The sequence below is a fragment of the Azohydromonas lata NBRC 102462 genome (assembly GCF_001571085.1).
In the GTDB taxonomy this organism is placed as follows: Bacteria; Pseudomonadota; Gammaproteobacteria; order Burkholderiales; family Burkholderiaceae_C; genus Azohydromonas; species Azohydromonas lata.
This window is the reverse complement of the sequence record NZ_BCTC01000132.1, coordinates 1-15,823: the sequence shown is the minus strand read 5'-3', so window position 1 is coordinate 15,823 and position 15,823 is coordinate 1. Positions and strand designations below refer to the sequence as shown.

General features: G+C 69.8%; 12 protein-coding genes and 1 pseudogene. 9 read left to right on the top strand and 4 right to left on the bottom strand.

All coding sequences use genetic code 11. The features are described 5' to 3' along the window. The first annotated feature begins 205 nt into the window (after positions 1 to 205). Positions 206 to 1,681: an aldehyde dehydrogenase (NADP(+)) gene (locus ALA01S_RS27215; protein ID WP_066342413.1), complete on the top strand. Its 1,476-nt coding sequence runs from the start codon at positions 206 to 208 to the stop codon at positions 1,679 to 1,681. 349 nt (positions 1,682 to 2,030) lie between these two features. Continuing rightward, a complete protein-coding gene (locus tag ALA01S_RS33600) occupies positions 2,031 to 2,636 on the top strand; it encodes a hypothetical protein (protein WP_157119316.1) in 606 nt (201 codons plus the stop codon). Positions 2,637 to 2,728: 92 nt separating this feature from the next. Here ALA01S_RS33600 and ALA01S_RS27205 read toward each other — a convergent pair whose 3' ends face one another. Continuing rightward, positions 2,729 to 3,364, bottom strand: a complete 636-nt coding sequence (locus ALA01S_RS27205; protein ID WP_066342411.1) for a YidB family protein — start codon at positions 3,362 to 3,364, stop codon at positions 2,729 to 2,731. A 99-nt stretch (positions 3,365 to 3,463) separates the two neighbouring features. Between ALA01S_RS27205 and ALA01S_RS27200 the strand changes: the two genes are divergently transcribed. The 6 genes from ALA01S_RS27200 (at position 3,464) to ALA01S_RS27175 (ending at position 10,360) form a co-directional block, all read left to right on the top strand. Continuing rightward, complete coding sequence (locus tag ALA01S_RS27200; protein ID WP_238455974.1) at positions 3,464 to 4,804, top strand: acyl-CoA dehydrogenase family protein; 1,341 nt, start codon at positions 3,464 to 3,466, stop codon at positions 4,802 to 4,804. Between the two features lie 102 nt (positions 4,805 to 4,906). Beyond that, on the top strand, positions 4,907 to 6,226 hold the full coding sequence (locus ALA01S_RS27195; RefSeq protein WP_084267999.1) for an acyl-CoA dehydrogenase family protein: 1,320 nt from the start codon (positions 4,907 to 4,909) through the stop codon (positions 6,224 to 6,226). Positions 6,227 to 6,274: 48 nt separating this feature from the next. Beyond that, complete coding sequence (locus tag ALA01S_RS27190; RefSeq protein ID WP_066342409.1) at positions 6,275 to 7,633, top strand: LLM class flavin-dependent oxidoreductase; 1,359 nt, start codon at positions 6,275 to 6,277, stop codon at positions 7,631 to 7,633. Between the two features lie 81 nt (positions 7,634 to 7,714). Then, the gene (locus ALA01S_RS27185) at positions 7,715 to 8,530 is read left to right on the top strand and encodes a MetQ/NlpA family ABC transporter substrate-binding protein (RefSeq protein ID WP_066342408.1); all 816 of its coding nucleotides are present in this window, start codon (positions 7,715 to 7,717) and stop codon (positions 8,528 to 8,530) included. Between the two features lie 11 nt (positions 8,531 to 8,541). Then, a complete protein-coding gene (locus ALA01S_RS27180; protein ID WP_084267998.1) occupies positions 8,542 to 9,726 on the top strand; it encodes a methionine ABC transporter ATP-binding protein in 1,185 nt (394 codons plus the stop codon). Further along, on the top strand, positions 9,707 to 10,360 hold the full coding sequence (locus tag ALA01S_RS27175) for a methionine ABC transporter permease (RefSeq protein WP_066342407.1): 654 nt from the start codon (positions 9,707 to 9,709) through the stop codon (positions 10,358 to 10,360). Before ALA01S_RS27180 ends, ALA01S_RS27175 begins: the two co-directional genes overlap by 20 nt. A 92-nt stretch (positions 10,361 to 10,452) precedes the next feature. Here ALA01S_RS27175 and ngg read toward each other — a convergent pair whose 3' ends face one another. Together ngg and ALA01S_RS27165 are read right to left on the bottom strand one after the other, a co-directional pair. Further along, the gene (ngg, locus tag ALA01S_RS27170) at positions 10,453 to 12,237 is read right to left on the bottom strand and encodes an N-acetylglutaminylglutamine synthetase (RefSeq protein ID WP_238455973.1); all 1,785 of its coding nucleotides are present in this window, start codon (positions 12,235 to 12,237) and stop codon (positions 10,453 to 10,455) included. 130 nt (positions 12,238 to 12,367) lie between these two features. Next, positions 12,368 to 13,954, bottom strand: a complete 1,587-nt coding sequence (locus tag ALA01S_RS27165) for a sensor histidine kinase (protein ID WP_066342406.1) — start codon at positions 13,952 to 13,954, stop codon at positions 12,368 to 12,370. 214 nt (positions 13,955 to 14,168) lie between these two features. Between ALA01S_RS27165 and ALA01S_RS27160 the strand changes: the two genes are divergently transcribed. Further along, positions 14,169 to 15,674, top strand: a complete 1,506-nt coding sequence (locus ALA01S_RS27160; protein WP_066342405.1) for a protein adenylyltransferase SelO — start codon at positions 14,169 to 14,171, stop codon at positions 15,672 to 15,674. Positions 15,675 to 15,696: 22 nt separating this feature from the next. On the opposite strand, the pseudogene ALA01S_RS35075 reads toward ALA01S_RS27160, so the two are convergent. Beyond that, positions 15,697 to 15,823, bottom strand: a pseudogene (locus ALA01S_RS35075) (4-hydroxyphenylpyruvate dioxygenase); the annotation flags it as partial.

The window sequence follows — 15,823 nt, the reverse complement described above, 5'->3', positions numbered from 1 at the left end:
CAGGCCGGCCCGCAGCACCCCTGCGGGCCGGCCTGCCGCCGTTTCACCCGTCCCTTTGACCCTTGCGATTTCCAGCATGCGGAACAGCCCGCCAGCGCTTGCCGCGCCCGCGCACTAAGCTGTGGCCACTCTCCCCACTCCAGCGGCACAGCCCGGCGCGTCCGGGCTGGCGCGTTTCTGGACCCTCGAAACAGGAAGTACCCCCATGCTGCAATCCATAGACGCCCGCACGCACGAGCCCTTCGGCCAGGCGCTGCCGGAATCCGGTGCCGACGACGTCAACCGTGCCGTTGAAGCGGCCGCCGCCGCGTCCGACGCTTGGGCCGCCTCGCCCGCCGCCGCCCGCGCCGCGCTGCTGCGCGGCCTGGCCGACGCACTGGAAGGCCAGCGCGAAGCGCTCGTCCCGCTGGCCGACCGCGAAACCGGCCTGGGCCCCGTGCGCCTGAACGGCGAGCTCGACCGCACCGCCTTCCAACTGCGCGGCTTTGCCGACCAGGTGGACGCCGGCGCCCCCTACACCTGCACCGACGACCCGGCCGTGGCCGGCGCGCCGCCCGCGGGCCGGCCGCGCCTGACCCGCGTGCGCGTGCCCGTCGGCCCCGTGGCCATGTTCTCGGCCAGCAATTTCCCCTTCGCCTTCTCGGTGCTGGGCGGCGACACGGCCTCGGCGCTGGCCGCCGGCTGCCCGGTGGTGGTCAAGGCCCACCCGGGCCACCCGCAGCTCTCGCGTGCGGTGTTCGAGCTGGCGCGCGGCGTGGCCGCGGCGCAGGGGCTGGACGAAGGCGTGCTGCAAATGGTCCAGGGCGCGGGCATTGACGTGGGCGTGCAGCTCGTGCGCCATCCGCTGATCCAGGCCGTCGCCTTCACCGGCTCCTTCCGCGGCGGCGCCGCGCTGCAGGCCGAGGCCAACGCCCGCCCGCAGCCCATTCCCTTCTACGGCGAGCTGGGTTCCATCAACCCCGTGATCGCCCTGCCCGCGGCACTGGCCGACAAGGGCGCCGAGCTGGCCAAGACCCTGGCCGCCTCCATCGCCCTGGGCTGCGGCCAGTTCTGCACCAGCCCCGGCGTGGTGGTGGTGCAGCAGGACGAGGCCTCGCAAGCCTTCGTTCAAGCTTTCGCCGAGGCGCTGGCCGCCCAAACCCCGCACGCCATGCTCACGCCCGGCATGCGCAAGGCGTTTGACGCCGGCGTGGCCCGCCTCACCGGCCACGAGGGCGTGAAGACGCTGGTGGCGGTGGACGCCGCGCCGGCCGCCGTGGCGCCCACGCCGCTGCTGGTGCAAACCTCGGCCGAGCGCTTCACAGCCAGCCACGCCCTGCGCGAAGAGGTGTTCGGCCCCGCCGCCGTGGTGGTGCAGGTGGCCGATGCCGACGAGGCCGTGCGCGTGCTCAAGGCCGTGGGCGGCAGCCTGACGGTGACGGTGTGGGGCGCGGAAACGGCGGGCGACGAGGCGCAGCGCATCGTCCGCGCCGCCATGCAGGTGGCCGGCCGGGTGCTGTTCTCCGGTGTGCCCACGGGCGTGGCCGTGACCGCCGCCCAACACCACGGCGGCCCCTGGCCCGCCTCCACCGCGCCCTTCACCACCTCGGTGGGCTACGCCGCGCTGGACCGCTTCCTGCGCCCCGTGGCGCTGCAGGACGCGCCGGCCTGGCTGCTGGAGCGCAAGGGACAGGCCTGCTGATCCGGGTGCACTGAAACCGCCGCCCGTGGACTGGAGCAGGGCCGTGGCAAAGCCACCGGCCCTGCTCCCACCCGGCCGACAGCGCCGTTGCCGTGCGCACCATGCCGGCCATCCAAGCCCAAACGCGGGCATACGGACTTTCCCTTGAAAGCCAATTTGATTTGAAGTAAATCAAACGCACAGATTCATCTGCTGATGACAATTTGAAATTCTGTTTCACCCGCAAATCTCACGCATCAAAAAGTCTCAGGATTTCCAGCGCTCAGCGCCAACCCTTAGCATGAACGGATGATTACCCTCGCACGGTGAAAGTCTTGTAATTCACCACAGCATTTTCACGGCAGTTTTCATGAAGTTTTCCCGCGTTTTTCTGGTATTTTCGGCCGGCACCTTGGCGGCAGGCCTGTGCCAAGCGGCACCCACTGGCGCTTTCGGCCCCATATACCCCTCCATCAATAACACCTGCAAAACCATTGCGAGAGACAAAAGCGTCAGCTACCCGGAGACCGGATCCTGGGAGATGGTGCATTTCACGATTGCCGGAACGGTCGTCCCCACTCAAGAGCAGTCCGGCGGCACATCGCGCTTGAAATTCACCATTGAAACCCACGGCGAAGGGTTGGGTGCCACCACGGGCGCCAAATACGTGTTCGACGGCCGCATGGAAACCACGGTCAATACCAGCAACAACACCGGCAGCAATACCGGGAGCAACAGCGGCGCAAACTCCAGTATCAAATCCACCGGCAATGCCGCCGCGGTGGGCGACAAATTCCAATTTACCGGCATTTACAAGATCTCCGCACGCGTTCACAGCAGCGAGAATGCCGACCCGTCGAAAGACAATCTCACCATTGAATTCCCTATTCAGGTCAGCTACGCCGACGGCGCTGCCGTTGCATGGCCGGTCAATGCCCGGGACGACATCCGGCTGATCTGCCAGCCCGCGCCCTGACGTGCCACCGGAGCACGCGCCTGTCGTGGCTTGGAGAAGCCCGGCAGGCGCAATTTTTTGAAAGGCCGGTCAGCCGAGTGCCTGAGGCACTTTCAGCCGCCGAGCTGGCGCGCGAAGTCGTCGATGCTGCTGCGCAAGTCGTCCTCGCCCGGCAGTTGGCCCTGCGGCGTGAAGCGGTCCACCACCTCAGGTAGCAGCTCGGACAGGCCCATACGCGCCTCGTCCTCGCTCACGCCGGCCTCGCCGGCGATCTCGGACAACTGCTGTGGGTCGAAAAGCTGCGATACCGCCTCCGGCGGCAGCGGCTCGTTGGGCCCGGCGCTCACCCACGACTGCGCCTGCTGCCCGTAGCCCTGCTGCGAAAGCTGGCCCAACAGCCCGGCCAGCCCGCCCAAGCCGGCCAACGCACCCAGGCCGCCCAAACCACCCGCGCCGCCCAGGCCGCCACCCATGGGCGAGCGCCCGCCGCCCAACACGCTGCCGAGCACACCGCCCAAGCCGCCCATGCCGCCGGCACCGCCCAAGCCCCCCACCCCGCCACCCGCGCCCCGGCGCCGGTTGGCCAGCAGGTTGAGGACGATGGGCAACAGCGCCATCAGCACCCGCGGGTTGACGCCGCCGCGCCCAACGCCGCCGCCCATGGGCGTGTTCATGCCCGTGCCCATGGGGGCGTTGCGCCCCGCATTCACGCCGGCGAGTCCGCCCAGGATCTGGTCTAGCAAGCCCATGTCCGTACTCCTTCAGGTTTGACGCATCGAGCCCGCTTGCCGGCAACCCCTGTGCCAGCCCCGTTGGAAAACACGGCCGAAAACACAATCCATATTTGATTGCCGCATATTGGCGCGCGGGCCGCCTGTATATCCGTATGCGGAAGTTTTAGTTCGGTCATTAATCCTTCTTGCCTAGCATGGCCTTCGTCCAATCAAGAACGAGGGAACACCGTGATGGACCTCACTATGGAAAAGGCCAGGCCCGCGGTAGCAGGAGAAAACCCGCCCACGCTGGCGGAGTTGAAACGCCGCGCCGCCGCCTTGCTGCCTGAATTGCGGCGCGGCGTGGAGGACAGGGAAAGAAACCGCGTCCTCCCGCACGACCAGATTCGGCGCATCGCCGCCGAACGTTTATTGACGCTTCGCATTCCCGTGCCCTACGGCGGCCCCGGCGCCAGCGTGCGCGAAGTGGTTCAATTCGTCGTGGATATTGCCGCCGTGGATTCGAACCTTGCCCAGGCCTTGCGCCCAAGCTTCTTGTTCCTGGAGGGCCTGCTTTCCAGTGGCGACGAGGCCACGCGCCGCCGCTGGCTGCCGCGGTATTTGCGCGGGGACGTTTTCGGCAACGCGGGCTGGGAAATCGGCGGCGCCAGCGGCGCCGTCAGCAGCCGGATACGGCGCGAGGGCGAGCATTACCGCGTGAACGGCAGCAAGTATTACAGCACCGGCAGCCTGTATGCGGACTGGGTCAGCGTGGCGGCGCTGGACGAGAATGGCCACGAGCTCAGATTCATGCTGCCGCGCGGCCGCCAGGGCCTGGAATTGGTGGACGATTTCGACGCCATGGGCCAGCGCCTGACCGCCAGCGGCACCACGAATCTGGTGGACGTGCTGGTGCAGGCCGAGGACATCATTCCCACCCCGCTGCAATCGTCCGGACAAACCCGGCGCTCCATCGTCACGCCCTTTGCCCAATTGTTCCTGGCCGCGGTGGAAGCGGGCGTGGCCAAGAATGCGCTGGCCGACGCGGTGGAATTTGCCCGCCACCACGCACGGCCCATCAAGCACAGCACGGCGCAGCGCTCGGTGGATGACCCTTATGTCGAATTCTCGGTGGGAGAAATAGCCGCCCAGGCTTACGCGGCCGAGGCCGTGGTATTGCGAGCGGCCGAACAAATCGACGCCGCGTGGGCAGCGGGGCTGGACGAGGCTGCCATCGTTCACGCCGCCCTGGACGTCGCCCAGGCCCAATATGTGGCCGCCGCCGCGGCCTTGAAAGCCTCGGAACTGGTATTCGACGTGGGCGGCGCCTCCACCACCGCGCGCAAGCACAACCTGGACCGCCACTGGCGCAATGCACGCACGGTGGCCAATCACAATCCGCGGCATTGGAAGGCGGCCGTGGTGGGCGCCTGGCATTTGAAAGGCACACCGCCGCCCAATTCCGGCCTGTTTTGAAAAACTGAATATCTCGGCGATTTTCAGATTCAGGCGTTCCTGCCGCACCGCCCGCGCAAGCAACACGCGCCGCCCATGCTTTTCATCTGCAGTGGAGATCCCATGCCCTACGCGCCCTGCGCCGACTTCACCCTGCGCCACCCGAGCGACGAGGCGCTGGCTGCCTACGCCGAAGAGCTGGCCGCCGAGATCGGCAAGACGGCCCGCTTCTACGACGAGACGGGCGGGTTCCCTTCCGAGCATTTCGAATTGCTGCGCCAGCGCGGCGCCCTGAAACTCACCATTCCGCGGGCATTGGGCGGCCGGGGCTTGTCGCTGTACGAGCTGCTGATATTCCAGGAGCGCCTGGCCAAGGGCAGCGCCAGCACGGCCTTGTCGCTGGGCTGGCATTTGATGGCCTTGGGCTATTTGAGTTTTGACTTGAAATGGCCCCGCCCCGCTTTCGAGCGCCTGTGCCGTGGCGTGGTACAGCGCGGCGATCTGGTGAATATCTTGATTACCGAGCGCGACGGCGGCAATCTGCTGCGCGGCGGCAAGGCCGCCACGGTGGCGCACAAAACCAGCGAAGGCTACGTCATCTCAGGCCGCAAGGCCTTTTGCTCGGCAGCCCCGGCCTTGAACCAGATGATCCTCTACGCCTGGGACGAGCAGGCCGGAAAAACCGCGGAATTCCTGGTGCCGCGCACGCCGGACGTTCATGTCGTTGAAAACTGGAACAGCCTGGGCATGCGCAGCACGGGCAGCCATGACATTGAATTCGACGGCGTGCTGGTGCCGCACGAAGCCAAATTGCTCGAAATCGAGAAAGACCAACCCAGCAGTTTCACGACCGGCAGCCGCGCTTTTGGACTGCAGGTTGCCGCGGTTTACCTGGGCATCGCGGCAGCGGCACGGGATTTCATCCTGGAATTTGCCGACAACCGCCAATCACCCAGTTTGGGCGGCGCCATTCTCGATGCGCCGCATGCCCAGCAAAAACTCGGCGAGATCGAGTTGCTGCTCGCAGCGTCCAAGACCCAGCTTTATGGTCTGGCCGAGTTGTGGGAACGCCACGACGCTTTGAAACACCGCCTGCACCACGAGGTATGGACCACCAAATACATGGTCACCAACAACGCCGTGCGCATCGTGGAATTGGCCATGAGCATTGCCGGCGGGCATGGATTGTCACGCGATTTCCCGCTGGAGCGGTATTGGCGCGACGTCCAATGCGGCCTGCACAACCCGCCGCAAAACGACATGGTCGTTTCCACGCTGGCGCAGGCCGCCACCAGGGATTACCGGCAGCGCAGGCGGGAGGCCGAAAAACCCGCGGCGCCCGGGGCCTCCGCGCAAACCGCACCTGTGGAAACTACTGCGCCGGCCGAATCCACTGTTTCGCAAACCACTTCTATACCCACTGAGGAAGCCGTGTTTCATTGAACCCAAAAAAAAACCGCGCCCAATTTTCACCGAGCTGAAGACTTGCCCATGCCGAAGAAACAAATCATCCTCAACGCGTTCAACGAAAATTGCGTGGGCCATATCAACCATGGCCTGTGGACGCATCCGCGCGACCGCAGCACGGAATATCACAGCCTTGAATTCTGGACGGACATGGCGCGCACGCTGGAGCGCGGCCTGTTCGACGGGATATTCATTGCCGACATCCTGGGCGTTTACGACGTTTACGAAAGCGGGCTGGATCTAACCTTGCGTGAGGCCGTGCAACTGCCCATCAACGACCCGCTGCTGCTGGTGTCGGCCATGGCGGCGGCGACCTCGCACCTGGGCTTTGGCGTCACGGTCAACGCGCTGTCCGAGCACCCTTACCTGCTGGCGCGGCGCTTTTCCACGCTGGACCACCTCACGCGCGGGCGCTTCGGCTGGAACGTGGTCACCGGCTACCTGGACAGCGCAGCACGCGCCATCGGCCTGGACAACCAGCTCATCCACGACGAGCGCTACGACCGCGCCGACGAGTGCTTGGACGTGCTCTACAAGCTGCTGGAGGGCAGTTGGGAAGACGGCGCGGTGCGCCGCGACAAGGCCGCGCGCGTCTATGCCGACCCGGCCCGGGTGCACCCCATACGCCACCACGGGCGGTGGTACGACGTGGAGGGCGTGCACCTGAGCGAGCCCTCGCCGCAGCGCACGCCCGTGCTCTACCAGGCCGGCACCTCGGGCCGCGGCCAGCGCTTCGCGGCGCGGCACGCGGAAGCCATCTTCATCGGCGGCCACGACAAGGCCGCGGTGCGGCACACCGTGCAGGAGCTGCGCGGGGCGGTGGCGCTGGCCGGGAGGCGGCCGCAGGACGTGAAGATCGTCCTGGGCGTGAGCGTGGTGCCCGGCACCACCGCGGCCGAGGCGCGCGACCTGCACGAGGAGTACCAGCGCCACGCCAGCCCCGAGGCGGGACTGGCGCACTTCGCCGCCAGCGTGGGCGTGGACCTCTCGCGCTACGGGCTGGACGACCCGATCCGGCCGGAGGGCACCAACGCCATCCAGTCCGCCGCCAAGGCGCTGCAGCAGTTGGGCGGCACGCGGCGCAAGCTGCTGGAGCATTTCAGGCTGGGCGGCCGCTACCCGGCCATCGTGGGCGACGCCTCCCAGGTGGCCGACGAGCTCCAAAGCTGGGTGGAGGACACGGGCATAGACGGCTTCAACCTCACCCGCACCGTCGTCCCCGAGAGCTTCGAGGACTTCGTGGACCTGGTGGTGCCGGCCCTGCAGGACCGCGGCGTCTACAAGACCGCCTACGCGCCGGGAACGCTGCGCCACAAGCTCTTCGGCGAAGGGGACCGGCTGCCGGATCGGCATGCCGCAGCCGCATTCCGCCGCACCCACTGAGCCGCTTTTCTTCCGCCATGGCATGCCGCCCTGCCGGCAAGGCGGCGCTGCCCGACACCACCTCTCCCGAACTCAAGAGCCATGAAACCCACCTTCTCCCGCTTCCTCCTGCCCCTGGCCGCCACCTTCTTCCTCCTCGGCGGCGCCCAAGCGCAGGCGCTCAAGGTCGGCGCCTCGGCCGGCGTGCATGCCGACACCATGGAGGCCGCCGCGCGCGAGGCGCGCAAGCAGGGCCTGGACGTGAAGGTGATCGAGTTCACCGACTGGACCACGCCCAACACCGCCCTGCAGGCCGGTGACCTGGACCTCAACTACTTCCAGCACCAGGCCTTCCTGGACAACGCCATCAAGGAGCGCGGCTACAAGTTCGCCGTGGCCGGCGTGGGCGTGCTGCCCAACATCGGCCTGTTCTCCCACCGCATCAAGAAGTTCGAGGAGCTCAAGGACGGCGCCAAGGTCGCCGTGGCCAGCGACCCGGTCAACCAGGGCCGCGGCCTGTCGCTGCTGGAAAAGGCGGGCCTCATCAAGCTGCGCGAGGGCGCGGGCCTGCGCGGCTCGGTCAACGACATCGTCGCCAACCCCAGGAAGCTGAAGTTCGTCGAGGTCGAGGGGCCGCAGCTGGTGCGCGCCATAGACGACGTGGACCTCGCCCAAGGCATCCCCGCCCATTTCGTGAGCGCCGGCAAGCCGCAGGTGGCCAGCTCGGGGCTGCTGTACACGGGCGTGGCCGACCAGCTCTTCGCCATCCGCTTCGTCACCCGGCAGGACAACGTGAACGACCCGCGCGTCAAGAAATTCGTCAAGGTCTTCCAGGAATCCAAGGCCGTGCGCGACGAGATCAGCCGCCTCTTCGGCGGCGACGCCAGGCTCTACAGCCTGCCCTGGCTGAACCAGTGAGGGCCGGCGCCATGACCGCCAAGCAATGGGCCCTGGCGCCCTGGTCCTGGTTCCTGCCGGCGCCGCCGCACGGCGGCCAGGGCACGCCGCCCGGCGCGGCCGGTGCCGGCGCCCCATCCGGCCGCGACGCCTGCGGGCACCGCCCCACGGCGGGCACCGTGCGCTTCGAGCAGGTGGGCAAGACCTACCCGTCCTCGGCCGGCCCGGTGCGGGCGCTGTCGGGCATCAGCCTGGACATCCCGGCCGGCAGCATCTTCGGGATCATCGGCCGCAGCGGCGCGGGCAAATCCAGCCTGCTGCGCACCATCAACCGCCTGGAGCAGCCCAGCGAGGGCCGCGTGCTGGTGGACGGGCAGGACCTCGCCACGCTGGACGAGCAGGGCCTGGTGCTGCTGCGCCGCCGCGTCGGGATGATCTTCCAGCATTTCAACCTGCTGTCCTCCAAGACGGTGTTCGACAACGTGGCGCTGCCGCTGCGCGTGGCGGGCGTGCGGCCGGACCACGTCCGCGCCCGCGTGGCGGCGCTGCTGGACCTCGTCGGCCTGCGGGGCAAGGCCGACACCTACCCGGGCCGGCTGTCCGGCGGGCAGAAGCAGCGCGTGGGCATCGCCCGCGCGCTGGTGCACGCGCCGGAAATCCTGCTGTGCGACGAGGCCACCTCGGCGCTGGACCCGCAGACCACGCAATCCATCCTGGCGCTGCTGCGCGACATCAACCGCCGCCTCGGGCTGACGGTGGTGCTGATCACGCACGAGATGGGCGTGATCCGCGAGATCTGCGACGAGGTGCTGGTGCTGGAGAAGGGCCGCATCGCCGAGGCCGGTGCCGTGTGGCAGGTATTCGGCTCGCCCGCGCACGACGCCACGCGCGCCCTGCTGCGCCCGCTGGAGCACGGCCTGCCGGGCGACCTGCAGGAACGGCTGTCCGCCCACCCCGTGCCCGGCGGCGCCAGCCGCCGCGTGCTGGAGCTGCACTACAGCGGCGCGGGCGGCCTGGAGCCGGACCTGGCGCGCATCGCCGCCGCGTTGGGCGGCACGGTGCGGCTGCTGCACGGCGGGGTGGACCGCATCCAGGGCCACAGCCACGGCCGGCTGCTGCTGGCCGCCGACCTCGGCGGGCCGGACGCCGCGGCGCTGGCGGCCCTGAACCTTTGCCATCACGCCAGGGAGCTGGGCTATGTCCCCGATCATGCTTGAGCGCCTGTGGGAGGCGCTGCTGGACACGCTGCTGATGGTGGGCAGCTCCGCGGCCATCGCGCTGCTGGCCGGCATTCCGCTGGCGGTGCTGCTGGTGCTCACGGCCCCGGGCGGCGTGCTGCCCTGGCCGCGCTTCAACAAGGTGGCGGGCGCCATCGTCAACGCCTTCCGGGCCACGCCCTTCATCGTGCTGCTGGTGGCGCTCATACCGCTCACGCGCCTGCTCACCGGCACCACGATTGGCGTGTGGGCGGCGGTGGTGCCGCTGTCCATCAGCGCCACGCCGTTTTTCGCGCGCATCGCCGAGGTGAGCCTGCGGGAGGTGGACGCGGGGCTGATCGAGGCCGCGCAGGCCATGGGCTGCCGCCGGCGCCACATCGTGTGGCACGTGCTGCTGCCGCAGGCGCTGCCGGGCATCGTGGGCGGCTTCACCATCACGGTGGTGTCCATGATCGGCGCCTCGGCCATGGCCGGCGCGGTGGGTGCCGGCGGCTTGGGCGACCTGGCCATCCGCTACGGCTACCAGCGCTTCGACACCACGGTGATGGTGGTGGTCATCGCGGTGCTGGTGGCGCTGGTGAGCGCGGTGCAGCTCACCGGGGACTTCTGGGTGCGCCGTTTGAAGCAGCGGTAAAGAGGGAAGCGAGGGGGCGCCCTGGCGCTGCAGCCGCTGCGCGCGCGTGGGTTCGCAAGCACCCACGCGCTTTTTTCATTGGGCGCGGCGCGTCACACCGTCTGCGGGAACAGCAGATCCACGAAGCGCTGCACCACGGGCTGCGGCTCGTGGTTGGCCAGGCCGGGGCGCTCGTTGGCCTCGATGACCACGTAGTCCGGCTGGTCCACGGCGGGCACCAGGAAGTCCAGGCCCGTCACCGGGATGCGCAGCGCCCGCGCCGCGCTCTCGGCCGCCTCGCGCAGGCGCGGGTGCAGTTGCGCCGTGACGTCGTGGATGGTGCCGCCCGTGTGCAGGTTGGCCGTGAGCCGTGCCCGCACCACCTGGCCCTCGGCCGGCACGCTGTCCCAGGTGAAGCCTTGGGTGGCGAGGCAGCGTTCGGTCTCGGCGTCCAGCGGGATGCGGCTTTCGCCGCTGGTGGCCGCGGCGCGGCGGGCGCTGTGGCGCTCGATCAGCTCGCGCACGCTGGACCGGCCGTCCCCCGCCACCTGCGCCGGCCGCCGCACCGCCGCCGCCACCACCCGGTAGCCGATGACGACGATGCGCAAATCCTCGCCGGCGCAGAACTCCTCCAGCAGCACCGGGCCGCCCTCGGCGGCGGCGCGCTCCACGGCTTGCGCCAGCGTCGCCTCGTCGCGCACGTCCACGCTGATGCCGCGGCCCTGCTCGCCCTGCAGCGGCTTGACGACCACGGCGCCGTGCTCGCGCAGGAAGGCCGCGTCGGCCTGTGCGTCGCCCGCGCGCTGCTGGTGCGGCACGCGCAGGCCCACGGCCGAGAGGCGCCGCAGGGTCAGCGCCTTGTCCTGGCACCAGCTCATGGCCACGCCGCCGGTGAGATCGGTGAGCGACTCGCGGCACAGGATCTCGTTGCCGAAATGGCGCAGCTTGAAGATGCCGGCCTCGGCGTCCAGCACTTCCACGCCGATGCCGCGGCGGCGGGCTTCGTCCACGATGACGCGGGCGTACACGTTCAGGCCCGCGACCTCGCTGCCGCCGTCGAAGATGCGCTGGTTGTGGGCGTTCTTGCGCTTGACCAGAAAGCCCGTGACGGGCTCGAAGCCCAGCTTCTCGTACAGCGCGATGGCCTGGTGGTTGTCGTGCATGACGGACAGGTCCAGGAAGCGCCGGCCGCGGCGCGCGAAGTGGTCCATCACGTGGTGCACCAGTGCCTGGCCGATGCCGGCGGTGCGGGACTGGGGATCGACCGCCAGCGCCCACAGGCTGCTGCCGCCCTGGGGGTCGCCGAAGGCCAGGGCGTGGTCCAGGCCGAGCACGGTGCCCACGACCTCGCCGCTGGCCTCGTCCTCGGCCACGAAGTAGGCCAGGGCGTCGTGCTGGCGTTGCGCCCAGGCCGTGGCCGGATCCAGCGGCAGCATGCCGCGCTGGCGGTAGAGGCGGTTGGCGGCGGCGACGTCGCCGCGCGTGGCCAGCGGCCGCAGGGCCACGCCGGGCGGGGGCGGCGGCAGCGGCTCCAGGGCGTCCAGCGCGTGGCGCAGCAGCAGCGAGGGGTCCAGGAACAGCTCATTGGGCGCCTCGGCCAGCACCAGTTGCGGCGACTCGACGTAGAGCGCGATGTCGCGCCGGTCCGGCGCCTCCTGCAGCAGCGTGCGGGCGATGTCGGCGGGGCTGGCCAAGGCGGGGGCGAACAGCAGCCGGCCCCAGCCGAAGTCGGCCCAGGGCTGCGCGGGTTGGGCGGCATTGGCGCTCGGCGGGCCGTCGGCGGCGGGCGAGCGCAACAGGGCCGGCGTGGCCGGCGCGCGGGAGGCGGTCGAGTGCAACAGGTTCATCAGGCGGTCTTCCCCGGCGCCCTCATGGGGGCGCGTCTGGTGTTCGTCCATGGAAGCGCCTGCAACCGGGCAAGGCGGCAAGCGCGTGGAACACGGGGAGGGCAAGGGGCGTACCGCCCGGCAGGAGGACGACCGCGGTTGCGCTCTGCGCCGGGGCCTTGCACGCCCGCTGGAACACCAGTCAGCCGCCCTCGCCTTCACCCAAGGGCAGCCGCCACAGCACCGTGGTGCCGCCGCCGGGCTGGGACTCGATGGCGAAACTGCCGCCCAAGGCCTCTATGCGCTCCTGCATGCCCACCAGCCCCCACTTGGCCCGGCCGGCCACGGGTTGCGCGGCCTCGTCGAGGCTGAAGCCCCGGCCGTCGTCCTCCACGCTGCCCACGAGCTGGCGGCGGCGGCGCTCCAGGCTGACGCTGGCGCGCGAGGCGTGGGCGTACTTGGCGACGTTGGTGAGCGCTTCCTGCACCACGCGGAACACGGCGGCCTCCACCTGCGGCGGCAGGCGCTGGCCGTCGTCCAGGCCGCGCGCTTCCACGTCGGCGTCCACGCCGGTGAGCTCGGACCAGGTCTGCACGTAGGCGGCCACGCCCTCGGCCAGGCCGCAGTCCTCCAGCGCCGTTGGGCGCAGGATGAAGATGATGCGGTCCAGCTCGCGGTCGAGCTGCTGCATGAGGTCGTGCAGCCTGTCCAGCGCGTCGCGGGGCGGCGCGGCGGCGTGGCGCAGGCTGCCCACCGACAGCGCCATGGACGAGAGGTACTGGCCCAGCCCGTCGTGCAGCTCGCGGGCGATGCGGCGGCGCTCGTCGTCCTGCAGCGTCTCCATGTGCAGCAGCAACTGGCGCAGCGCATAGGTGCGCTCGGCCACGCGCTGCTCCAGCAGCTCGTGGGCGCGGCGCTGCTCGGTGACGTCGCGCATCACGCCGATCATGCGCACCGGCTGGCCGTAGGCGTCGTAGAAGAAGTGGCCCCGCGCCGAGAGCCAGTGCACCGAGCCGTCGGGGTGGAGCGTGCGGAAATCGTGCTCGTAGCTGCAGCGGCCCTGCATGGAGCGCTGCAGCGCGGCCTCGGTGCCGGCACGGTCGTCCGGGTGCACGCGCGCCATCCAGGCCTCGTAGCTGGGCTGGATCTCGCCGACGGTGTAGCCCTCCATGCGGTAGTGCTCGTCGGACCAGATCACGCGCTGGGTGCGCAAGTCCCAGTCCCAGGTGGCGAGCTCGCCCACGGCCACGGCCACGGCCAGGCGCTGGCGCTCGACGTTCTCGCGCAGCGCGCGCTCGGCGCGCACGCGGCGCGTGGTCTCGATGATGGTGAGGAAGATGCCGGCCACGCGGCCCGCCTCGTCGTACACCGGGCTGTAGGAGATGGTGAACCAGGCGTCTTCCAGCATGCCGGAGCGCTGGATGGGAAAGAGCGCGTCCTCCATGGACACCGAGTCGCCTTTCCACACCCGCTCGTAAATCGGCCCGTTGATGTGCCAGACCTCAGGCCAGCACTCCCGCGTGGGCTGGCCCAGCCCGGCGGGGTGCTTGACGCCCATGAGCTCGCGGTAAGGGTCGTTGTAGACCTGTATCAGCTCCCGGCCCCACAGCACGATGGTGGGAAAGGGATGGGCAAGAACGATGTGCACGGCGGTACACAGGCTCGCGGGCCATTGCGCCAGGGGACCGAGCGGCGTCGCGGCCCAATCGTGCGTGCGCACCAGGTTGGCCATTTCGCCCTTGGCGAACGGCCAGGCCTGCTCGTTGTCCAGGGAGTACTGCGTTGCCACGGGAGAAGAGTAGTCCGACGGTGGGCGGTCATCCAGGATAACGCCCGGGGAGCAGGCGGCAGGCCCGGGAGAGGTGCACGGGCTCATGGCGTGATGCCGCGCAGCCCTGGCCGGCGCCGGGCGCGGCGCTTAGTCCTTGCCTCTGACAGACCGTCCACCGCGGGCCACACTGGCGCTTCTGTCCAGACGCAGCCGCCCCAAGAAAAGCCTTCCCATGCCTGCCTTCAATTTCCGCTTCGACAACTCCTACTTCCGCGACCTGCCCGGCTTCTACGTGCCGTGGAAGCCGGCCACGGTGCCGGCGCCGCGGCTGCTGTTCCTCAACCGCGAGCTGGCCGCCGAGCTCGGGCTGGAGGCCGACGCGCTGGACGGCGAGCCAGGCGCCGCGCTCTTTGCCGGCAACGCCCTCCCCGAGGGCGCGGACCCGCTGGCCCAGGCCTATGCCGGGCACCAGTTCGGCGGCTTCTCGCCGCAGTTGGGCGACGGCCGCGCGCTGCTCCTGGGCGAGGTGCTGGACAGCCAGGGCCGCCGCCGCGACATCGCCTTCAAGGGCTCGGGGCGCACGCCGTTCTCGCGCGGCGGCGACGGCAAGGCGGCTGTGGGCCCCATGCTGCGCGAAGTGCTCATCGGCGAGGCCATGCACGCGCTGGGCATTCCCACCACGCGTGCCCTGGCCGTGGCCGCCACGGGCGAGCCCGTGCAGCGCGAGCGGCCCCTGCCCGGCGCCGTGCTCACCCGCGTGGCGCTGAGCCACCTGCGCGTGGGCACCTTCCAGTTCTTCGCCTCGCGCGGCGACCTGGACAAGCTGCGCCAGCTCGCCGACTACGCCATCGCCCGCCACGACGCGGACCTCGTGGACACGCCGGAGCGCCACCTGGCCCTGCTGCGCCGCGTGGCCGAGCGGCAGGCCAGGCTCATTGCGCGCTGGATGAACGTGGGCTTCATCCACGGCGTGATGAACACCGACAACATGACCCTCTCCGGCGAGACCATCGACTACGGTCCCTGCGCCTTCATGGAGGCCTACGACCCGGACGCGGTGTTCAGCTCCATAGACCACGGCGGCCGCTACGCCTACGGCAACCAGCCGCTGATCGCGCGCTGGAACCTGGCGCGGCTGGCCGAGGCGCTGCTGCCGCTCATCGCCGGCAACGGCGAGGACGAGGCCGCCATGGCCCAGGCCGTGGCGCAGGCCACCGAGGTGCTGGACGCCTTCCCCGATCTCTACGCCCAAGCCCTGCTGCAGGGCCAGCGCGCCAAGCTGGGCATCGAGCAAGCCACGGCGGCGCAGGACGAGGCCGACCAGGCCCTGGCCGACGATTTCCTCACCCTGCTGCACACCCACGCCGTGGATTTCACGCTGGGCTGGCGCCGCCTGGCCGATGCGGCGGCAGGCAACGAAGCTCCGCTGCGCGCGCTGTTCGGCGACGCGGCCACGGCGCCGGACGCGTGGCTCGCCCGCTGGCGCGAGCGCCTGGGCGCGGGCGACGCCGCGCAGCGCGCGGCGGCCATGCGGCGCGTGAGCCCCATCGTGATCGCGCGCAACCACCTGGTGGAAGAGGCGCTGACGGCCGCCAGCGAGCACGACGACCTGGGCCCCTTGAACCGCATGCTGGCCGCGCTGCGCGACCCCTTCACGGAAAGCGCCGAGCACGCCCGCTACGCCGAGCCGGCGCCGGCCGCGGTGACGGCCTGCTACCGGACCTTCTGCGGCACCTGAGCGGCGCGGGCCGCTGGCGCGATCAGTCCTGCGAGGCGAGCACGCCGCGGCGGATCTGGTCGCGCTCCATGGACTGGAACAGCGCCTTGAAGTTGCCCTCGCCGAAGCCGTCGTCGCCCTTGCGCTGGATGAACTCGAAGAACACGGGG